The sequence below is a fragment of the Rivularia sp. UHCC 0363 genome, from assembly GCF_034931125.1.
In the GTDB taxonomy this organism is placed as follows: domain Bacteria; phylum Cyanobacteriota; class Cyanobacteriia; order Cyanobacteriales; family Nostocaceae; genus Rivularia.
In genome coordinates this window covers 1-20426 of record NZ_JAYGHM010000101.1, presented here as the reverse complement: position 1 = coordinate 20426, position 20426 = coordinate 1, and the positions used below count along the sequence as shown (strand labels likewise).

General features: G+C 50.3%; 27 protein-coding genes and 2 pseudogenes. 18 read left to right on the top strand and 11 right to left on the bottom strand.

The window, feature by feature from the left end; genetic code table 11:
• Positions 1–25: 25 nt before the first annotated feature.
• Positions 26–946, bottom strand: coding sequence for an AraC family transcriptional regulator (locus VB797_RS32725; protein WP_323241977.1), 921 nt, complete (start codon positions 944–946; stop codon positions 26–28).
• A 201-nt stretch (positions 947–1147) separates the two neighbouring features.
• Between VB797_RS32725 and VB797_RS32720 the strand changes: the two genes are divergently transcribed.
• From VB797_RS32720 to VB797_RS32665, 12 genes are all read left to right on the top strand, one after another.
• Entirely contained in the window at positions 1148–2053 is a 906-nt protein-coding gene (locus tag VB797_RS32720; protein WP_323241976.1) for an NmrA family NAD(P)-binding protein, read from the top strand.
• Between the two features lie 25 nt (positions 2054–2078).
• Complete coding sequence (locus VB797_RS32715) at positions 2079–2717, top strand: nuclear transport factor 2 family protein (protein WP_323241975.1); 639 nt, start codon at positions 2079–2081, stop codon at positions 2715–2717.
• Positions 2718–2780: 63 nt separating this feature from the next.
• Positions 2781–3515 carry an SDR family oxidoreductase gene (locus VB797_RS32710; RefSeq protein ID WP_323241974.1) on the top strand — a complete coding sequence of 245 codons (735 nt, stop codon included), beginning with the start codon at positions 2781–2783 and terminating at the stop codon, positions 3513–3515.
• A gap of 254 nt (positions 3516–3769) precedes the next feature.
• A complete protein-coding gene (locus VB797_RS32705; protein ID WP_323241979.1) occupies positions 3770–4327 on the top strand; it encodes a DsbA family protein in 558 nt (185 codons plus the stop codon).
• Positions 4328–4465: 138 nt separating this feature from the next.
• Positions 4466–4864 (top strand): RidA family protein, encoded by a 399-nt coding sequence (locus VB797_RS32700; RefSeq protein WP_323241972.1) that lies wholly within the window; start codon positions 4466–4468, stop codon positions 4862–4864.
• Between the two features lie 110 nt (positions 4865–4974).
• Positions 4975–5433, top strand: a complete 459-nt coding sequence (locus tag VB797_RS32695; protein WP_323241971.1) for a peptidoglycan-binding domain-containing protein — start codon at positions 4975–4977, stop codon at positions 5431–5433.
• A gap of 381 nt (positions 5434–5814) precedes the next feature.
• The gene (locus tag VB797_RS32690; RefSeq protein WP_323241970.1) at positions 5815–6774 is read left to right on the top strand and encodes a type II CAAX endopeptidase family protein; all 960 of its coding nucleotides are present in this window, start codon (positions 5815–5817) and stop codon (positions 6772–6774) included.
• A gap of 64 nt (positions 6775–6838) precedes the next feature.
• Positions 6839–7579, top strand: a complete 741-nt coding sequence (locus tag VB797_RS32685) for a type II CAAX endopeptidase family protein (protein WP_323241968.1) — start codon at positions 6839–6841, stop codon at positions 7577–7579.
• A 28-nt stretch (positions 7580–7607) separates the two neighbouring features.
• On the top strand, positions 7608–8399 hold the full coding sequence (locus VB797_RS32680) for a CPBP family intramembrane glutamic endopeptidase (RefSeq protein WP_323241967.1): 792 nt from the start codon (positions 7608–7610) through the stop codon (positions 8397–8399).
• A gap of 129 nt (positions 8400–8528) precedes the next feature.
• Positions 8529–8816, top strand: coding sequence for a hypothetical protein (locus tag VB797_RS32675; protein ID WP_323241966.1), 288 nt, complete (start codon positions 8529–8531; stop codon positions 8814–8816).
• Between the two features lie 515 nt (positions 8817–9331).
• Complete coding sequence (locus tag VB797_RS32670; protein ID WP_323241965.1) at positions 9332–9943, top strand: hypothetical protein; 612 nt, start codon at positions 9332–9334, stop codon at positions 9941–9943.
• Positions 9944–10035: 92 nt separating this feature from the next.
• The gene (locus tag VB797_RS32665; RefSeq protein WP_323241964.1) at positions 10036–10257 is read left to right on the top strand and encodes a GPP34 family phosphoprotein; all 222 of its coding nucleotides are present in this window, start codon (positions 10036–10038) and stop codon (positions 10255–10257) included.
• On the opposite strand, the pseudogene VB797_RS32660 reads toward VB797_RS32665, so the two are convergent.
• Positions 10180–10521: pseudogene (locus VB797_RS32660) on the bottom strand (IS4 family transposase); the annotation flags it as partial. The gene VB797_RS32665 and the pseudogene VB797_RS32660 sit on opposite strands and share 78 nt — an antisense overlap.
• Before the next feature lie 333 nt (positions 10522–10854).
• Between VB797_RS32660 and VB797_RS32655 the strand changes: the two are divergent.
• Positions 10855–11077: pseudogene (locus tag VB797_RS32655) on the top strand (IS1 family transposase); the annotation flags it as partial.
• Positions 11078–11227: 150 nt separating this feature from the next.
• Here VB797_RS32655 and VB797_RS32650 read toward each other — a convergent pair.
• The 6 genes from VB797_RS32650 to VB797_RS32625 form a co-directional block, all read right to left on the bottom strand.
• On the bottom strand, positions 11228–11650 hold the full coding sequence (locus VB797_RS32650; protein WP_323241978.1) for a YciI family protein: 423 nt from the start codon (positions 11648–11650) through the stop codon (positions 11228–11230).
• Between the two features lie 127 nt (positions 11651–11777).
• On the bottom strand, positions 11778–12179 hold the full coding sequence (locus VB797_RS32645; protein WP_323241962.1) for a VOC family protein: 402 nt from the start codon (positions 12177–12179) through the stop codon (positions 11778–11780).
• Between the two features lie 72 nt (positions 12180–12251).
• Positions 12252–12635: a YciI family protein gene (locus VB797_RS32640; protein ID WP_323241961.1), complete on the bottom strand. Its 384-nt coding sequence runs from the start codon at positions 12633–12635 to the stop codon at positions 12252–12254.
• Between the two features lie 38 nt (positions 12636–12673).
• Positions 12674–13201: a DUF1579 domain-containing protein gene (locus VB797_RS32635; protein ID WP_323241960.1), complete on the bottom strand. Its 528-nt coding sequence runs from the start codon at positions 13199–13201 to the stop codon at positions 12674–12676.
• A 50-nt stretch (positions 13202–13251) separates the two neighbouring features.
• Positions 13252–14511: an RNA polymerase sigma factor gene (locus VB797_RS32630; protein ID WP_323241959.1), complete on the bottom strand. Its 1260-nt coding sequence runs from the start codon at positions 14509–14511 to the stop codon at positions 13252–13254.
• Positions 14512–14590: 79 nt separating this feature from the next.
• Positions 14591–15475 (bottom strand): helix-turn-helix domain-containing protein, encoded by an 885-nt coding sequence (locus tag VB797_RS32625; RefSeq protein WP_323241958.1) that lies wholly within the window; start codon positions 15473–15475, stop codon positions 14591–14593.
• A 162-nt stretch (positions 15476–15637) separates the two neighbouring features.
• Here VB797_RS32625 and VB797_RS32620 point away from each other — a divergent pair, with 162 nt between their 5' ends.
• Positions 15638–16270 (top strand): FMN-dependent NADH-azoreductase, encoded by a 633-nt coding sequence (locus VB797_RS32620; RefSeq protein WP_323241957.1) that lies wholly within the window; start codon positions 15638–15640, stop codon positions 16268–16270.
• A 26-nt stretch (positions 16271–16296) separates the two neighbouring features.
• On the top strand, positions 16297–16770 hold the full coding sequence (locus tag VB797_RS32615; RefSeq protein ID WP_323241956.1) for a DUF1772 domain-containing protein: 474 nt from the start codon (positions 16297–16299) through the stop codon (positions 16768–16770).
• 161 nt (positions 16771–16931) lie between these two features.
• Here VB797_RS32615 and VB797_RS32610 read toward each other — a convergent pair whose 3' ends face one another.
• Both VB797_RS32610 and VB797_RS32605 read right to left on the bottom strand, forming a co-directional pair.
• Positions 16932–17369 (bottom strand): VOC family protein, encoded by a 438-nt coding sequence (locus tag VB797_RS32610; protein ID WP_323241955.1) that lies wholly within the window; start codon positions 17367–17369, stop codon positions 16932–16934.
• A gap of 24 nt (positions 17370–17393) precedes the next feature.
• Positions 17394–17804 carry a VOC family protein gene (locus VB797_RS32605; protein WP_323241954.1) on the bottom strand — a complete coding sequence of 137 codons (411 nt, stop codon included), beginning with the start codon at positions 17802–17804 and terminating at the stop codon, positions 17394–17396.
• Positions 17805–18309: 505 nt separating this feature from the next.
• Between VB797_RS32605 and VB797_RS32600 the strand changes: the two genes are divergently transcribed.
• The 3 genes from VB797_RS32600 to VB797_RS32590 all read left to right on the top strand — a co-directional run bounded on the left by VB797_RS32600 (position 18310) and on the right by VB797_RS32590 (position 19767).
• The gene (locus VB797_RS32600; protein WP_323241953.1) at positions 18310–18573 is read left to right on the top strand and encodes a hypothetical protein; all 264 of its coding nucleotides are present in this window, start codon (positions 18310–18312) and stop codon (positions 18571–18573) included.
• A 103-nt stretch (positions 18574–18676) separates the two neighbouring features.
• Positions 18677–19216 (top strand): hypothetical protein, encoded by a 540-nt coding sequence (locus VB797_RS32595; RefSeq protein ID WP_323241952.1) that lies wholly within the window; start codon positions 18677–18679, stop codon positions 19214–19216.
• Between the two features lie 5 nt (positions 19217–19221).
• Entirely contained in the window at positions 19222–19767 is a 546-nt protein-coding gene (locus tag VB797_RS32590) for a hypothetical protein (RefSeq protein WP_323241951.1), read from the top strand.
• A gap of 234 nt (positions 19768–20001) precedes the next feature.
• Here the strand turns inward: VB797_RS32590 and VB797_RS32585 are convergent, their stop codons facing one another.
• Positions 20002–20157, bottom strand: a complete 156-nt coding sequence (locus VB797_RS32585) for a hypothetical protein (protein ID WP_323241950.1) — start codon at positions 20155–20157, stop codon at positions 20002–20004.
• Positions 20158–20426: the final 269 nt, after the last annotated feature.

The window sequence follows — 20426 nt, the reverse complement described above, 5'->3', positions numbered from 1 at the left end:
CTAATGGATAACTAGCAGTCTTCGCTCAAGCTGTCCGTAACCGTTCAATGTCTCGAATGGGCGGCGCACCAAACAGGCGCGAATATTCCCGACTGAACTGTGAGGGACTTTCATATCCCACCTGGTAGGCAGTAGAGGTCGCATCGAAATCCTCAGCGAGCATCAGACGACGCGCTTCTAATAGTCTTAACTGCTTCTGATACTGAAGCGGACTCATCGAAGTGACTTGCTTGAAATGCTGATGGAACGACGAAGTAGACATCCCGATCTGACTCGCTAAATCCTCGATCCGCATCGGCTGGGTAAACTGAGATTTAATTTGTTGAATCGCTAAGGCAATTCGCTGCATATTACTGCCGGATGTGGCAATTTGAAGCACGGCTTCCCCTTGTTCACCCATCAGCAGATGGTAATAGAGTTCACGAATCATTAACGGTGCCAGCATGGAGATATGTTGCGGGGTGTCTAAGAGCTTGACGAGGCGAAGGGCACACTCCATCAAGGCTGAATCGACGTTGCTAACCGATACACCTCGAACAGAGTTTTCTTTCTTTGCCGAACTGGTACCCATTTGGGCAACCATCTCACACAATTGCATCAAGTCTAAGTTCAGCTTCAGCCCTAAATATGGCTTGTCAGGTGTCGCCTCAGTTACAAAGCCACTCAGCGGTAAATCAACGGAAACGACGAGATACTGCATTGCACCATACTGATATATCTCCTCACCCAGAAATGCTTTTTTCTGACCTTGAATGACGATCGCCAGAATTGGTTCGTACACGCTATGAGGTGCGGTAGATACTGTATCTGAGCGCGCAAAGTCTAATTGCTCGATCGCCGTGGGTTGGATAATGTTGCCGCTGGATTTGGTATGCCGCACGATCCGTGTGGCGATTTCTTGGCGGTGATCCGCGATTATGTCAGGGCGAGAGATTGCGACTGTCATAGCAGAGACTCGACTAACTCAATACCTTACAGTTGACATTATAGAATCTCTGCAAACGATAGCTCTGGAGAATTAGGCAATCATCGGATAGGTTTGGGCATTTCAAGAACAGCTTTTCCAACCTATGCTGAACTTAGACGAATAGACAAGATGAGGATTAGGAAATGATGCAAGAAGGCAAAAATCGCCTGAGTGACCGGAATGATTAATGAGCAGGAGAACCTTATGTATGTAGTTTTTGGAGCGACGGGACAGACAGGTTCGGCAGTGGCTAACGCTTTGCTTGAGAGAAATTTTCCAGTGCGCGTTGTTTTGCGCTCTGATAAAGCTGCCAGTACATGGCGAGAGAAAGGTGCAGACGTAGCGGTTGCCGAAGTCACTGATGTCGAAGCGATGACCGCCGCGATGCGTGAAGCGGATGCCGTCTATGTGATGAACCCACCTGCTTACAACGTCAGCGATATGTTTGCGCTGGCAGAACAGATCGGCGAGTGTTATGTTGAAGCCCTTACAAACGCTGATGCACGGAAGGTCGTGTTACTGTCTTCGGTTGGTTCACAGCACGCTTCCGGTACGGGCAACATTTTGACGACCCATATTTTAGAGCGCATGTTGGGCAACTTGGCAGTTCCCGTCATAGTTCTGCGAGCGGCATCGTTTATGGAGAATTGGAGGAGTGCCGCCGCGATCGCTGCCGAACAAGGGGTACTGCCCAGTTTTTTTGCTCCACTCGATCGTCGGCTGCCTATGGTTTCGACCGAAGACATCGGGCGTACTGCGGCTGAAGCCATGATTGAAGACTGGAAAGGTCAGCGCATCATCGAACTGCATGGTCCGATCGACTACTCACCAAACGATGTCGCTGCTGCTTTTGCCGCTGTGCTTAACCGTAATGTACAGGCAATTGCTGTTCCCGAAAGCGACTGGCAAGCAACGATTTCCAGCTTTGGCTTTTCACCTGAAGCCGTCAACAGCTACAGCGAGATGATGCGCGGTTTCAACTCTGGTCATGTCGTCTTTGAAAGTAGCCCAGAGATAGAAACGCGCACCGGACAAACTGCAATAGAAGCTGCTGTTGATAGATTGACTGGAAGCAAATCCAAGTAAAAATTAGCTTGAGGAGATTGAAATAGTGCGTTATTTAAGTCAAATTTTCACGGGAGCAGGACTGATTGGGCTGTTGGCTATTCCGGTGATGATGCAAGCTCGCGCGAAGGCAGAGATTCAATCGAGTATGACTGCATTTGGGTCAAGTGATTACTCGACAGCATTGAATCAGCAGTCCTCTCTGGTTCAGCCTTCAGCGATCGCAGACTTGTCCCAAGCAACTCCGTCTAATCCAGCAGATGCACAAGCAACTCAGATGATCGAGCAACGCAACAAAGCAACTGTCCAGCAGTCTTTCACCCAATGGCGCAACGGAACTGGCAGTGCCTTTGATTTGCTTGCCCCGGATGTAACCTGGATAATTACTGGGACGGGTGCAACGGCGGGCACATATCGCAGCCGACAAGCATTACTCGATCAAGTCGTTAGCCCGACCAGTGCCCGATTATCAACTCCAATCGTCCCGACTGTACGCGGCATCTGGGCGGACGGCGATATGGTGATCGTGCTGTGGGACGGGGAGGCGACCGCCAGAGACGGCAGAGCGTATCGGAACACCTACACATGGTATTTCCGCATGAAAGACGACCAAGTAATCGAAGCGATCGCCTTCCTAGACATGAGCAAGTTTACAGAATTGTGGACAAGGGTTTCACCTTCATGACCCAGGAAATGGAAATCAATATTTAGTTCACAGCACTCAACTCGAATAGAAAGGAAAACAACGATGTTAAACATTGAGAACAAAGTCATTGCGATCACTGGAGCCAGTAGCGGAATTGGTGAAGCCACAGCTAAGTTACTTGCTCGAAACGGTGCAAAGGTGCTTTTGGGCGCACGGCGCACCGAAAAGCTCGAAAAGATTGTTGAGGAGATCCACGCCTCAGGCGGTATAGCAGAATTCAAAGCCGTAGATGTCACCGATCGAGAAGATGTGAAAGCGTTCATTGGGTTTGCAAAAGACAAGTTTGATCGCGTCGATGTCATCTTCAACAATGCAGGCGTGATGCCCTTGTCGCCAATGAATGCCTTGAAGGTCGAGGAATGGGACAACATGATTAACGTGAATATCCAGGGCGTGTTAAATGGCATTGCGGCAGGTTTGCCGATCATGGAAGCGCAAGGTGGGGGACAGATCATCAATACGGCATCTATTGGTGCTCATGTGGTAGCGCCCACTGCTGCTGTTTATTGCGCGACCAAGTATGCAGTTTGGGCAATCTCTGAGGGACTGCGGCAAGAGTCAAAAACGATTCGCGTTACCATTATCTCTCCCGGCGTGGTTGAAACCGAACTCGGCTCTGATATTACGGACGAGCCAGCAAAAGGCTTCTTGAAAGAACTCCGCAAAGACGCACTCAATCCGGATACGATCGCCAGCGCTGTCCTGTATACCGTGTCTCAGCCGCATAATGTCGATGTCAATGAAGTGATTGTCCGCCCGATCCGCCAGATGATGTAGGCAACGGCTCTCGATCACGTCAGACGGGTAGGATTGACCGTGCAATTAAGTTGTGACTCTAACTTAAGTTATAACCAGTCTTCTACTTTGCGATGGAAAGGTCACTCTATCAATTTCTACTGTAAAACTTTTAACTCGCTATAGACGACAGCTTGAAGGTGATTTCCTATATTGAATATCTGCAAATCGAGATGCAGTCAATGGATTGAGCAAGTCAATTGCAAGATTCTATGCTTGCTGCAAATGTAGAAAAAATGAACGACGATCGCAGCCACAGTTTTTTGCTTGTCCCGCCTTCAACCCAAGATTGGATGCAAGGTGCGCTGAGTGCCAGGGTAGTGCTGGTGATGTATGGAGACTATCAGTGCCATAAAAGTGCGGACGTTTACAAGCTGATTAAAGGGATCAAACGAGATCTGAGTGCTTCGTTTAGAGAGGATGATTTATGCTTCATCTTCCGTCATTTTCCGCAAGTACAGATTCATCCTCAGGCTCAACGGGCCGCCCAAGCCGCCCAAGCCGCCGCTGCCCAGGGACAGTTTTGGTCAATGCATGACACTTTGTTTGCCCATCAACAGAAGTTGGAGAATGGTTATCTTGTAGAGTACGCCAACAATTTAGGGCTTGATATCCCTCAGTTTCTCAAAGAGTTGTCTAAACCAGTGCATAGCGATCGTATCCATGAAGATATCGAAGGTGGAATACAGAGTGGAGTGACAACTGCCCCAGCCCTGTTTATCAATGGAAATCGCTATATCGGGCACTGGAGAACGACGGAGTTGATGGCAGCGATGATTGCTGCACGGCGTTGAGCTACCCGATCCCTACTTCCATTCCAATTCACATCTGACTTGTTTGCGATTGCTAATGAGCTATCTAGTTCTGATGGCTAGCTTTTGCCTGCAAGTACTCGACTATATTCATACTCACCTCAAAGGACTTAGGACACAATGAGAAAGCAACTTATTAATCCCCCAGAGCGCTACGATGGAAGACCGCACGGATTGTCCCACGCTGTTGTCGATACTAAAACGGGCACCGTTTACATTTCAGGTCAAGTGGACTGGGACATGAACCACCAGGTTTCATCCCATACCGTCGAGGGGCAACTCTCAAAAGCGCTGACGAATCTAACCATCGTCCTAGATGCAGCAGGAAGCTCGATCGAGAATCTGCTTAGCGTTCGCATCTACATTCGGGGTGAACTTGGAGGGTTCCTTAAGGGTATTGCACCGATTCTAACGCAGTATCTGGGAGAGTCGCGCCCAGCACTGACTGGTATCGGTGTTGCCTCACTCGCTTCTCCAGAAACGTTAGTTGAGATTGAAGCAACAGCAGCACTGAAGTAGTGAAGATAGTTCAAGTGAATAGGACTCAGAGAAAACACGATTGCATGGGTATAGCTTTGCATGGAGCCAGTTTAGAGTCCGGTGAATTCATAACGACAAATAGGAGAAAGATGATGACATTGACTACGACACAACGCTCAATTTCTGAAGTCACTACCATGCTTGCTAAAACCACTCTGTCAATCATCGTCACAACGGGAGTAGTTGGGGTTTTTCAAATGCATCCAGTGATCGCCACTTCTCCACCTCAACAATCTCCTATTCTCGTTGCAACCGCCTACACGGATCTTACGTTGCCAACCTTAAGACGGGGCGATCGCGGTAGAAGCGTACAAATGTTGCAGCAAATTCTTCTTGACAATGGCTTTTTAGGAGCCGCAGGTGTGAGATTAGGCAATCCAAATGGTGCTGCTGTTGATGGTGTATTTGGCGCGATTACAGAGTCTGCGGTGAGAGATTTACAACAACGTTACAACATCCCCGTCACAGGCCAGGTCAACCCTGTGGCTTGGGAAATGCTAGACATGCAGGAGAATCCCTATCGATCGCCACTCCCCTGGAAATTCTAATCATTCAGAAAAACTTCCGAAAAAACTCATGAGGAAACTTCTAATGAATAAGATTCTGTCTAGGCTTCAACAATTCCCGCGCGTCGCCTTAGCAACAATCCTAATCAGCCTCTTGGTGCTGTTCAGTTTTCCATCCCTGGCTCAAATTAGTCCACAAGTGATTCCCAGAATTGAAGTGATTGAAAGTTCTGAAGGCATTCCACCCGCTTACCGTTTAGTCATTAGCCAATCTCAAGACATTGTGTATGCTTTCTGTCCTACGAATTTTGAGCCTGAGTTGAACTATCTACGAAATGTGAAAGCCATTCAGTGTAAGCGTTCTCTCTAGTAACTAGCGATAGATCCAAGCACTACATCTACGCACGAGTCAAGGAGACAAAGATGAGAATCAAAGCAACTAAAGGAAAGCAGGAAATCGGAACGGAAATGAAAGACGCGACTTACGTGGAGGCTGCCCGGTGGGATAAGTATCGGGGGTGGCGATATGTTCTGGGGCTGATGATCATCCTCTTTGCGTGGTTGGTCGTCGGTAGTGGTGCCAGCGTAATCGTCGCGATCGCCCTCGGCGGACAGGCAGACCCCTCGGTGCTCGCTCCCGTGGAATACTACCTGTTTGTCATGGCGAGTTTCCTGCCCTTCCTCGCGGGAGTGCTTATCGCTGTCTCCCTCGTCCACCGCCGCCACCCCCGGACGCTCGTCACGGCGCAGAGGCGGATAGACTGGCATCGGGTCGGTAACGGATTTGTGGCGTGGTTCGTACCGTACTGCCTGATCGGTGGGCTGGGACAGTACCTCTTCTACCCCGACACCTTTTCCTTCAACTCCGACCTCGCGACATTCGCGCTCTTCGTGCCACTAGCACTGGTCTTCACCGCCATCCAGACCACCACCGAGGAGCTTTTCTTTCGCGGCTACATCGTGCAGGGTGCGAGCCTCATCTGGAGCAACCGCGTCTTTCTGGCGATCGTGCCAGCCGTGATCTTTACCCTGCCGCACCTCCTCAACCCGGAGGTAAGCGTTGGCGGCTGGCTCACGGTCTTTGCCAACTACTTCCTCGTTCCAGGTCTGGTGTGGACTGTGGTCTCGTTGATTGACGGCACCACTGAACTCGCTATCGGCGTACACTTCGCGAACAACATCGGCGGGGCACTCCTGTTCAACATTACTGGAAGTGCCTTGCCCTCACCCGCTCTGTTCACCATCAGCGAGTATCACGCGACCTACGGGGCGCTAGCAGTGCTGGTGATAGTCCCCGTGTTCCTGGCGATCGCCTACGGGGTGTTCAAACGCGACGAGGCATCCGAACCCGTTTCCCACAGCCATCAGCAGGGTCATCGGTAATCCCGTCGAATCTCGAAACCATCAGCAACTGAAGTCAGCAACCAGATCAAAGGAGTCAATCACCATGTCTAAAGTGTCTTCTGACCACCCGCACAAGCCAGGGAAGCCCCCCGCCACGTCCTCGGCTCGGCCCAACAAGGTCTCCCGTCCGGGCTGGCCCGAGATTATCGTCGGTCTCGTCGTCTATTTAATCGTAGGGAAAGGAGGCGTCTCGCTGTTCAATCAACTCGGTCTTGACCCCGTGGTCTACGGACTGATCTTGACTGCATGGACCGGCGTCGCCACGCTGATCGCGTTCGCGGTGGCTGCGTGGCTGCGGATTCGTTCCCTGAGTGCCTTCGACGTGCGTCGAACCTCCGGACGCTGGCTCCTGATCGGCGTCGGAGTAGGACTGGTTGCCTTCGTGCTCAAGAGTCTGGCGATCCTAGCCTGGGTTCAGATCACTGGGGACGCGAACAATGTCCAGGATGTTTACGGAGATGGCGCTCGCGGCGGGCTACTGTCTCTGGTTTTGAGCACGGTGTTCATTGCCGTCTTCTCACCCCTTGGTGAGGAACTGCTCTACCGAGGCATCATCACCAACGCGCTGCTGCGCTACGGCCCGTTCGTTGGGGTCGTGGGCAGCACTGTGATCTTCGCTCTCATGCATGGGATCAACATCATCTTTCCCGCTGCTGTAGTGGCTGGTCTCGCCACCGCCGAGGTTTTCCGCCGCAGCGGATCGATCTGGCCCGGTCTCGTCGTCCACTTCGTTTTTAACCTGCCCTCGTTCCTGTTGATGGTGTTGTTCAGCAGCACGGGCTAATAGGACAGATCATCTGGAGATTAAATCAATGGCAATTCTGAAACAATTCGGGATTTTATTTGTATTGGGCAGTGTGGGAATTGTGATGTTCACGATCACGTCTATTCCTTTAATCGAGCAACAGTTGGCGAAACTGTCTCCAGAAACACTGGAAAAAGTGCCGCCATTGTGGATTTTAATGCTTCTGCAAGGGCTACAGTATTCAGTTCTACTGGCAATCAGCATTCTGATCGGCATTGGTTGTGCCTACCGCGTTGGATTACACTCCCATTTGATTGATCATTGGGTGTTTCATACCACTAAGTCTCCATCTTTTGCCGTTGAGATGAAGTGGAGTTTGGGTGTCGGCGCAGCAGCGGCGATCGCGCTCTTGTTGCTCGATCGGTTGATGCAACCTGCCCTACCTGAAGCGCTACAGGCAGCCAATAATACAGAACGAAGTTGGTTAAATTTGCTCACAGCAATATCCTATGGCGGCATCACTGAGGAAATTTTGATGCGCTGGGGCTTAATGTCGCTACTTGTTTGGATCGCGTGGAAAGGTCTAAAACAAGGCGTTACGTTGCCCAGTCAAGGGATTTATCAAGGTGCGATCGTTCTAACCGCGTTGGTATTTGGACTACTACACCTGCCAGCGACTGCCGCGATCGTTCCCCTCACTCCACTTGTGATTATTCGGGCGTTGTTACTGAATGGGATTGCTGGCATTGCTTTTGGTTGGCTCTTTTGGCAATACTCGCTTGAGGCTGCGATGTTATCCCACATCAGCGTTCATGCCTTTTCTTTTGCGCTTAGTTTTTTGCTGGCAAGGTTGGCTTAAGTTTTGGAATAGATCTCATGGGGCTATCACTGCCCATAAAGCTTTACCGTGAAAGGTTTTAAAGATGGTGGGCGATGCCCACTACTTGAATTGATGCTCAACTCTACAGTTTTAAGGTGGTGGATAACAATGATTCAATGCAAAGATTTTGCGCCTCGGATTACTGAACGAGGACCCTTCGGCGGCCCTGCCGATTACGAATCCTTCTCTGAGGTTGTGAGTGCTGCAAATCAGTGGATCGAAAGTAGCAGGATGCAGGTGATCAATGTTGAAACTGTTATCTTACCCGATCGGATTGAAGACACAAGTGATGATGTCTACGGAGTAACGACCAGTAATGCTTTCCACCCAGTGATGATCAGTCAAGGCTTGACAATCAATTGCTTTCAATGTGTGCGCGTCTGGTACAGAGAATAAGCTTTATTGGAGAAAGCAATGAAACGATTTACCTTGTTTACTTTCCTGTATCTTGCGCTCGGAGTTTGTCTAACTGCGAGCGCGCTTGGATACCCAAACCTGCCTTCGGGTCTTCAAACCAGCCTGTTCGCCAGTGCAGGAGCATCCTACCTTGTTTGTCTCTTCAGTACCTTCCCATTTTGGCGGGAGGCGACGCTCCGCGTCTATCGCAGACGGAATTCAGTAATCATCCTACCCTGGTTGGTGATTGGAGTGAACATTATTGTGACAATCTGGGAGCTTCAGAGTCAGAACTGGACAATGGAAGCCATTTTACAAGCGTTCACGCGGCTGTTAATCGTCTTAATATTTGCAGAAATCATTGTGATTACATGGCAAGTGAATTCTGAACATTAGGGTCTAAATCAGAACAAGGAACACCATGAATAAGCCCAAGTTTTTTATCAACCGCTCTCATACGAGTTGAGCCGAATAGTACAGATATAGAGTTGAAGTGCAACTCTGGAGTGAGCATTATGGAGCAGCATGAATGGCAAGATGAAGCCCGACAATTGGCGATCGCACCTCGCCTGTGGCTCTGGTGGACATTGGCTACTACAATCGCGGGGGCGATTGTCGGAGCACTGGAAGAGTCAGGATTTCAGTTTATAGCAACCATATTTTTTACAGGTTTGTTTATTGGCGCAGCCCAATGGCTCGTTTTGCGTCAATACATTCCTAAAGCCTTTTGGTGGATAGTGGTTAGCACACTGGGATGGACTTTGGGGCTAGTGCTGGTGATGCCTAACGTAACCCTTGATCCGCTTATTCAATTCCTAAGTACGCTGGGCGCGTGGTATGTTTTTTGGATGAATTTGGTCAAACAGCCGATTGTACTGGCTATTTTCGGTGCGGCTCAGTTACCGATTTTGAGACGATTTGTCCGTAAAGCGCATTGGTGGATTTTGGTCAGCGCTTTAGGAGGTGCACTAGAAGGAGTGACCAGTTCGACTGTCGCGTACATTTTGCAGCCAGGGCTAATGCCAGCACCATTCCCGACAGCATTGATCTATGGGTCAGGTTGGCTAGGCTACGGCATCGTTACCGGAATTTGTCTGCAATGGCTGCTGCGTCATCACCCCCCGTAGGGCATTACAGCACAACCTTTCGGCATCAAACTTGCGATTAGCGGAGGCGCAACTCCGAAGGAACCACAGCATATATCAATCAGGAATTCATCATGCAATATCTTTTACAGGACTTAATCCTGCTTGCACTCAATCCCCAAACTGGGAAAACTCGCTTCTCTTGGTACTCTGCACTCGACTATGGCTTGGTCGGTTCTTTATTACTAGACTTAGCTCGACCAATACTCCGGACAGAACTAAGGGGCTATAAGACCGTAGGTACGCAGGTTTTCGTAGTTAGGATGGGATTTAATCAAAGTTGGGTTCAAGTCTAACATTGAAATAAATCTCGAAAGCAGGTGGTCATTGAACGCCAGACGTTTATAGCTGGACATGGAAAAAGACAGGCGTTGGGGCGCTTCATCAGCTTGGAGTCGGCGAGATTGAGCCTCATATTTTGCCAGATTTAAGGCGGTGAGACTGGCATTGAAGTGAAAATCTAACCGCTTAACGTCCCGTGTTTGGGCATCACATAGCCCCGTGAACTGTTTTGCATCTCTAAAAATAAATTCAATCTGAAACCTCGCTTTGTAATACTTGGGGTAAAGGGAGGGTTGCTGCTGTGAGCCGCCAGATCGCTGAAAGTCTTGCTATAACTGCGTTTCAGAGATTAGAGTTTTCTGTAATCAATTAGTTTTTCTGATGTTACACATTTTCCTTTTGACTTGGGTAGCTTTACCTTGGAGGAATCGACTGAATGAGATGATGACTTGAGTTACACCTCGTGAAGCTAGGCATTCTCAGAGGGTGACAAAGTTGTAGCATAAAGCTTTGAAAGATTATCTATTCTTATTGTAAAGGGGGTGGAATTGCCCATTTCGCCTTGAAAATTGCGATATGGCGGCTCACAGCAGCAACCCTCCCTTTACCCCTACTCGCTGGTGCTGCCGAGTCAGCGCCATTGTGCCGTGGGAAAGGAAACGGGATTGACCAGTTACATAGAACGATTCAATAACACGCGCTCGGCAACGGGTATCGCGATTGGTGAGAAAAACGCTGTCATTCTCAAAGTCGCTAGAGAATCATATTGGAGCGATTTGGTATTTCATCCACCACTACAACGAGATGATACGGGCTGAGGTATCCCATTGTTGAGCAAGACTGATTATTCTCCATCCTTTACGAAATAGGACTACCGGCAACTTTAAGTACCGGAAGAATTGTAAGACGTTGAGAAACTCCCCGTTTTTTGTTCGAGGTTGAGCACGATGGTTCAGAAAGCCCATCTGGTTAGCCGCAATTGGATTAGCGTCCGGTCAGTTTTTCCGTCTCGGCAAGCAGACGCTCCTCTTGTGCTCTAAGCTCAGGTGTCAAGGCTTCACCAAAGTCTTCTGCCTCAAAAATTGGACGAATTTCGATTGCCGATTCTCCGGGCATCGGGTTGGGGCAGCGCTTGACCCAGGCAATCGCCTCTTCCATCGACTGCACCTGCCAAAGCCAATAGCCAGCAATTAGCTCCTTCGTCTCGGTGAATGGCCCGTCGGTCACGGTGCGATTTGCTCCAGAAAACCATACCCGCGTGCCTTTTGAGCTAGGATGTAGCCCTTCAGCTGCCAGCAAGATTCCTGCTTTGGCCAACGCCTCATTGTAGTTCCCCATGTCGGTAAGCAGTTGCTCGCTAGGCATCCCCCCGGCTTCGGATTCTGCGGTTGCTTTGACGATAACCATCACTTTCACTGTCAAATCTCCTGATTACATTATCTCTGAGTTATGCTGCTGCTAATTTCCTGGCAATTTTACTGCTATTCAGCAATAGCCCACTCAGTCAATATCTCAACAAGCCGAGTTAGGCCGCTTAATCACAGTTGATCATCCAGGGCGTACCGAATTGATCTACCACCGTACCAAAGCGTTTAGCCCAGAAGGTCTCTTGAAGCTGCATCCGCACCGTTCCACCTGCTGCTAAAGCGTCAAATATCTGCTCTGCTTTTGTCACATCGTTGAATTGCAGATTGATGGAGAAACCCTGCGGCTTTTCAAAATACTCCGGCATTGCATCACTGCCCATCAGTTCCATGTCGCCGACTGTCAAACAAGCATGGATGACTTTGCTCTGCCAATTCGGAGGCACCTGCTCTGCCATTGGTGACTTTCCATAGTGCATCACTGCATTGATTTTGCCACCCAGGCACTGTTCATAAAACTTGAACGCGGCCTCGCATTGACCGTCAAAACTGAGATAGGGATTCAGTTGCATTGTAGACTCCTTGGTAGTTTTCGGTTTTTAGCCAGAGTTTTGCTCATGGTGAGCTGAGCTAGAGATGCTCTACTAGATGGTCGAACTGGGGGGCGCTAGATCGACAGGTGGTAAGCCCGACAGCTCCACAACTGGCCGGATTTCGACGGTGCCTTTGCGGGCGCTGGGAATGCGTTCGGCCATTGCCATCGCTTCATCTAGATCCTGGGCGTTGATCAAGAAATAACCGCCTAGCTGTTCTCGCGTTTCTGCAAATGGCCCGTCTGTCACCAGCCGTTTACCGTCGCGGACTCGAATACTCGTCGCTGTTGTAATAGATTGCAGCGGTGCAGCAGCCAGATATTGGCCGTCTGCATGAAGCTGTTGAGTCAGCTGCACCGATTCCGTATAGCATTGCTCGCGCTCCCGCTCTGTCCAGGCGTTCTCATCGCTGTAAATGAGCAGCATATATTTCATGATGGATTCTCCAAATCTTGCTAGATGGTCGTGTCAAGCTACTTCTGCCGCTGATAATGCGAAGTCATAAACTGAAGCCAATTGCCATCATCTCCCAGAATCTGTGAGGTCATGATCCGATGATCGGCGCTGATAAACTCAATGATGTCTTTGTACTTGGCCATCGCGCTCTGATTGAAATTCGGCCCTTCGGTTTCCAGCGTCAGCACCTTACCCGACGCATCCAGGCAGCCATTGTAAAGCCAGAGGTGCGTCATCATCGAGCCGATAAACGTGCCCACATAGCGCTGGCTCTGTGGATTATAGCCTAGTGACATGATTGTTTTCCCAGCACTGCCGTCTGGCATTTCGCCGTCTCCTTCCATGACAATCCAAAAACCGCCGAGCGAGCGCACGACTTCAGTTCCCCTGATCTTTGAGGGCGGTTGATTCGGCTCCATGCTGTATTCAGTTTCGCTGTCCCATTTGCCCTGGAGTTGGTTCAACCAGTGGTGTTCTTTCTGAGGTTCTATCTGCATAAATTTCTCCTGAGATAACCAAGAAGAATCTGAACTTGTTGCTTTCATTCAGTAGTCGTCTGGCAAAGCTGTAAATCGACAGCAGCAGAAATATTTTTTTAGCCCAGCTTACGCAGCCGTTTTTCCAAGAATCGTCGCTCCGGTTCCTGCTTCACTTGCATCAGCGCCTGCTGATATGCCGCTCTCGCCTCAGCCGTTTTCCCCAATCGGCGACAGAGATCAGCTCTTGCCGCATGGGCGAGATGATAGTCAGCTAAGTCGCCCCGCCCCAAAATCTCGTCGATTTGCTGCAAGCCTGCCGCGTATCCATCCCGCATCGCCACTGCCACCGCTCGGTTCAGCTCGACAATCGGTGAAGGCGACATCTGCAAGAGCAGGTCGTATAGCGCCACAATCTGCCTCCAATCGGTCGCAGCAGCGCTAGCCGCTTCCGAATGTACCGCCGCGATCGCTGCCTGAACGGTGTAAATGCCAAACTGGCGCGATGCTAAAGACTGCTGCACCAGCGCTCTACCTTCGGCAATCTGTGCCTGATTCCAGCAGGAGCGATCTTGATCTTCTAGTAAAATCAGGTCGCCGGTTGGAGAACTCCGCGCCGTCCGCCGAGACTCTTGCAGCAGCATCAATCCCAGCAGCCCCAGCACTTCGGCATCGGGCAAGAGCTGCATTACCAGTCGCCCCAGCCGAATCGCTTCTGCTGAGAGATCAGTTCGCGTCAGCAGGTCGCCGGATGATGCCGCATAGCCTTCGTTGAACACCAGGTAAATCACCTGAAGCACGCTGTCTAGACGCTCAGGCAGGTCGCTGATTGAAGGGACTCGGTAAGGAATGCCTGCATCGCGAATCTTGGCCTTGGCGCGGACAATTCGCTGGGCTAGCGTCGGGGGCGCAACCAAAAAAGCGCTGGCGATCTCCTCAGTCGTCAGTCCACAGACTTCCCGCAGAGTCAGCGCTACCTGTGCTTCTGGGGACAAAGCCGGATGGCAGCAGGTGAAGATCAGCCGCAGGCGGTCGTCCTCAAGCTCTTCCTCCTCCGAAATTGCAGTCTCGCTATCGAGCTTTTGCGCCAGTTCGGGCATTGATGCGTCGAAACGCGCCAGACGACGGATGCTGTCAATAGCTCTGAAGCGCCCCACCGAAACCAGCCATGCGCGCGGATTGGCGGGCATTCCATCGCGAGTCCACTGCTCTAGCGCCACCGCAAAGGCATCCTGCATCGCTTCTTCCGCCCGCTCAAAATCACCCAGCAAGCGAATCAGGGTGGCAAAGACGCGCCGCGACTCACTGCGGTAGATCTCATCCACCTGCCTGCGGATTGGGTTGGCTGCGGTCTCTTGGCTCAAGGATGACTGGCTCATAGATTCACATGACTCAGAGCGGCTTGGCCATTTATTGTACCACTTGAATAGTACTCTGTTGACAGACTTAGTTTCCTATTCAGCGGCTGGTGCTGCTTCTGTAGGCGCTGGGCGTGAGGCTGGTGAGCTGGCGAAACTGTTTGCTCAGGTGGCTGTGGCTGTTGAACCCGCAGAGCAAGGCAATCTCTAGAATCGACTGGTCGGTTTGCTGCAAAAGCTGCTTGGCTCGTTCAATCCGCTGCTGGAGCAAATACTGGTAGGGCGATTGGCCAGTCGTCTGCTTGAACAGATGGCTAAAGTGAAACTGACTGATGCCCAGCAGCGCCGCCAAATCTGCCAGCCTGACCTCTTGTGCCAAATGCGCCTGGATATAGTCCAACACCTGCGAAAGCTGTCGCTCTGGCAGTCCTCCCTCATACACAGGCAGCGTTGGGTGGGTAGCCGCATATTGCCTGAGCAGATGCACCGCCAGAATATTTGCGAGCGATTCGATATAGAGGTTGCCTCCCAAATTCTCTTGTTGGAGTTCCGAAAGCAGCAGCATCCCAATTGCTTCAATCTGCGGATCGCGAGTCCGAAACTCAGGCAGCAACTCCAGCCGCTCTGGATTCATTGCCAGCGACTCTGTGGCGACGGTTCGCAGAAACTGCGCCGCAATCCGAATCTGCAAATAGTGGTCTTCGCCCTCCCAGCGCGCAAAAAACGGCATCTGGGCAGGCGTAATTGAGATATCGCCTTTGCCGTAGAGGCTCCTGTGAGTCTTGCCGCCCTTGACTTGCAGAAACCGCACCGGACGCGAAGCCAACGAGAGGCAGATCGCATGGTCATCGCTGTCGTGAATGCTGCATTCTCCAGCCTGCGACTGCTGATATTGCTCCACCAGAATATTCTCCCAGCCCTGACTTTGGCTGGACAACAGGGGCGAGCAGCTCGCTAAATCAGGATGTATGGCGGTCGTCTTCATCAGGCAAACCCAATTCATCTAGTTCTGATTGTATGCAGGTTTGGCGGGGTTTTCTCTGGCAGTTGGTCAACCAATCGCCAGATTTTGATAGCGGCGCAAGAATTAGATAGCTGAATTCACAGCATTTGCCTAAGCTGAAATCGTGATTAATCAGGAGAAGCTATGGCACATTTACTGCATATCGATGCCAGTCCTAGAGGAGAGCGTTCGCATTCTCGCCGCCTGACAAAAGACTTTATCAACCAGTGGCAGCAGCAGCATCCGCACGACACCATCACCTATCGCGATATTGGCCGTCATCCGGTTCCCCATGTCGATGAAGCCTGGATTGCTGCTGCTTTCACCCCACCCGAACAGCATACGCCCCAACTGCATGAAGCGATTCGTCTCAGCGATCAGCTCGTAGATGAGTTCTTGGCGGCTGATGTTTATCTATTTGGTATTCCAATGTATAATTTCAGCATTCCTAGCGGGTTCAAGGCGTACATCGACCAGATTGTGCGAGTCGGTCGCACGGTGGCGTTTGAGCCGAGTGATGCTGGCAATGCCTTCAGGCCGCTGGTGCTGGGCAAGAAAATGTTTATCATCGAAGCGCGGGGCGATTCTGGCTTTCAACCGGGTGGACGTTACGCACAGATGAACTATCATGACCCTTACCTGACTACGGTATTCGGGTTTATTGGAATTACCGACATCACGTTTATCCATGTGGAAAACAATGAGTATGGTGGGCAGAAGCTGGCAGAGTCGATTGCCAAAGCTCAGGCTCAAATTGCTAGCTTGGTCGCCTTGTAATCTAAAGCACTCTGGAGAGATTCGAGATGGCAATCACCCATCAATCGCTATCTATGTTAAGGCTAACTGCGGCTCTCGGCTGTGGACTGATGGCGGGAGTCTTCTTCGCCTTCTCTACGTTCGTGATGCCTGCTCTGGCTCGACTTCAGCCATCACAAGGGATTGGCGCGATGCAGTCGATTAACATTACGGCAATTAATCCGTTCTTTATGACTGCTCTTTTCGGCACAGCTCTGGCTTGTCTTGGGCTGATTGGCTCTGTGCTATTCAAATGGCATCAACCCAGTGCGAGCTATTGGGTAGCTGGCAGCCTGCTCTATTTGGTTGGCACAATCGGAGTGACAATTGCCTTCAACGTGCCCATGAACGATGCGCTAGCAGTTGTCAAACCAGATGACGGTGCGGACTTGTGGGCTGGCTACCTGACCAACTGGACGCTTTGGAATCACGTTCGGACGGTGTCATCTCTGGCAGCAGCAGCATTGCTCATGCTGGCATAGTATCCCAGAGACGGAACCTGAAGTATTCGCATCCAATTATCTGTCGCGCTATCTCTGCTCTAGCAGACAGATGCTTGTGCAAGCACGCCACATTCGCTTCAATCAGGCACTGAGTTCTGAAGCCCTAGACTTTGTGGTGAGATGCAGCTGCAAATTCAGTCCTACCGATGCGTCAACGCCGCCTCTCGTTCCGCTAGCTGATCTGGCGACAGATTTTCTGTGTGTGTAGCAATATACCAATGATTGCCAACTGGATCTTTAATCGCAGCACCGCGCTCTCCGTAGTACATATCTGCCAGCTCCTGCAATGAAGTTGCACCGGCACTCAAAGCGAGCTGATAAACGGCATCGGCATCCTTGACATAGAGGTGAATTGCACCCGGCATCGGTGTCCATTCGGCTTGCGCTTCGGCTAGTTCCACCATCGAATCACCAATCTTGACAGCAGCATGGCTAATCGTGCCATCAGGCCGCTTCATACAGCGAACTTCCTGAGCATCAAACGCCGTTTTGACAAAAGCCAGAAGTTGCTCAGCCCCTTGGACGGTCAGATAGGGAGTTACCGTGTGAAATCCGTCGGGAATGAATTGAACAGTCATTGCTAGATTTCTCCTTGAGGTTGACTAAGATTTCTCGATCAGTTGTAAATCCCAAAAGGCAGCTTCAATCTTGTGTCCATCCAAGTCACGCACGAAGCAGCCGTAGTATGGCTCACCATAGCCAGCTCTTGAACCCGGCGCACCCTCATCCTGACCGCCTGCTGCAAGTGCTGCCTCATAGAAGGCATGAACAGCCGCTTTTGTGGGTGCAATAAAGCCGATGTGGGTGCCGTTACCGACAGTCGCAGGCTGACCATCAAAGGGCGTTTGTAGCCAAAACTCAGGGTACTGCTTGCCATAGGCAACGGCATCGGGATGTTCCATCAAGCGCCGACAGCCCAACGCGGTCAGCACTGCGTCATAGAAGGCAAGCGCTTGCTCAAACTGATTGGTGCCAATTGAAACATGCGAGAGAATGCTAGGAATATCGTCCATATCTCAGCAACCAACGTAAGTTTGGTACGATACTTGACTCTGCTTTGACGAGAAACTCAACGGAACAAGCGCATCGTAGCAAGTTCAATTGTACTAAGTCAAGCTGGATATTCTTACCTTTTGTAAAGTTGAGCAAGCTGATGCTGAGCTGCCTTTGCCAAAGGAGTAGATGTAGACACGAGGCAAAAAACAACGTTAAGGGCGAGAGATGGGTAGGGGGAAAGATTCTGCTCAGGAATGGTTATTTAGTCTGAGATCGTTGCAGTACAGGGCATAGAGCAAGAGACTGTTAGCTGAAGTGTGGATGTGATTTGCGATATGGAGAAGTTGGATTAGATTTGGAGCCGGGGCAAAAAACAACGTTAAGGCTCAAAACAACGGAAGCTGCGATTTGGGGCAATATAGTACACTTAAACTAATTTAATTGACGAGTTCCGGGCATTTCAGCCTCCACAGGGTAGGATTATTCTCAATAATCACCCCATAATGATAATTCTGGAAACTGTTGCTGCTAAAAGGTTTGACGGGTAAGTTGTCCAAAATCGCAGCTTCCGTCATTTTGAGCCGAGTGGTAGCGCTGGCCAAGATTGAGGAAAATGACTGGAATCTGAATATTGCCCGCTATGTCCAGACTGCTGAGGACGAGGTAGAAATTGATGTGGCAGCTGAGGTCAAGGTTTTGAAAGATTTGATTCAGCAGCGGGACAAGGCAGAACAAAAGATGATGAAGTTCCTCCAGAATCTGGGCTATGACAGCAGTGATGGCTAGATAATGATATGCAGACTGACCTGCTCCTTGGGGCTAGAATTTTCCTGAGAGTGGGTATCTTGATGCAGAAGCCTTGTGAATTTGATGTTCCTCTCTGAATTTCATGAAAAATCTAAACCGCAACCATAATCAGGCGAGTTCTGACCAAATTAAGGCATACAAGCTGGGTCAGCTTCAGCAGCAGGTGGAGAGCTATGAGCAGGAGCGTATTCAGCTCTGGAACCAGTTTGAGGAAATCGAATTTGAGAAGGACGCAATTCAAAAGGATCTAGAAGAGACTTATAGTATTGCTCTTCAGGAACGCGAAAAGAGCAAAGGGCTGCTACAACGCCTAATGAGCGCTGTTGAGTCGCGCGATTCTATGCGGGGGCGCTTGGGCAATATGACGGCTCAGCGTAACCGAGTCTTGCGGCAGGTCGAGGAGTTGGAAAGTCAGAAGCAGGAGATCTTCCAGCAGCTAAAAACTACTACCGACAAATTGGGCGAGGCGTATCAGCAAATTGGGGTGGTGCAGGAAGAGTATGAACAGGATATGACCGAGCTGGCTCAAGCCTATCGGGAGGTTGCCCCGGAGCAATGTGAGCAGTTGCCACCTAAGCTGAGGGAGCTTTTAGAGCAGATTAACGACAACTATGGACTGTAGGGCTGATGAAAAGCAGAGCAGAACGCAACCAGGATTTTGAGTCGATCAAAAGCAATTTGTTTGAGGCTGGGGTTTCGACGGTAAAGGCGGCTAAGGCGAGTGAGGAGATGTTTAATACTTCGCTGGGGGCGATTGCGGATGCGATGGAGCTGGATCTTGGAGATGCACCTCGTCTGAATCAGGTTGTGGATGAGTCTGAGGCAGATTTGATTTATGAGACTCTGTTGTTACAGCGGCAGGAGGCAGAGACTGAGAGCGATTTTGATGCTTATGTGAACGCTGAGGAGAAGCTTCAGCAGCTAGAAGAGTTTGAGGCGGTGCGCTTGGAGCGACAGGCGCGAAGGCTGGAAGCCCAGGTGAGGATTCAAGTGGCTCAGCGGTTGCTTCAAAGTGAAGCGCAGGTGGTTCAGCCAGAGCAGCCAGCAGCGCCACGCTGGACAGAGAGCAGTCTCAAGGCAAAGTATAAGACGCTGAAGGCGATGCGAGAGGCGCTGGGAGTAGAGGCAAAGTCCTGGAAAGATGCGGTGGAGCAAGCAAATCAGCAGGAGTGAACCCAACGCCAATCTCAGAAACCTAGGCTATGCTGGGCAGGGCTTGGGGGAGATGGAGAAATTTGAAGATGTTGCGGCTCTTCTGAGTTTGAGGTTAAAACTGTAGTTCTTGATACATTTTCAGCAGCATGACGAGGTAGAAAGCCCTGCTACACATAGCATCCAGCTTTTTCATCTTGTTTTACCATCAAGAACCCAGAAGAGCCATCAACTATTGTTTAGCTCACGAGGAAACTATTGAAGGTAAGCTTCAGTCAAGTCATGCTCAAAAAATGTGTTCATATCAAAATCAATGTTTTCTAGAAGAATCGAGAAGTTTGTGCGGTCGTAATCTCCCTCAAAGAAAGTTTCAATTCGCATCAATCCTTCATCGGTAAGGTATGCCTTCATAAACAGGAACTCAGCATTCAAGACATTGGTAAATTCTAAGAGACTCGTCCTCTTTACATTCTCTTTGACACCGTATGAGGGGTAGTTCTAGCAAATGATGCTGTTGGCGAACGTGAGACAGGGGATTACGCTGTAGTATGGGCGGTATGTTTGAGAGATGGAGGTGCTAGACGCGCAAAGCGACTTTTGCGAGTGGCAGCTAACGGGACATCCTCTAGCCAGTTGGCAATCCACAGGAAATTGATGGCTGTGCCGATGAAAACATTATT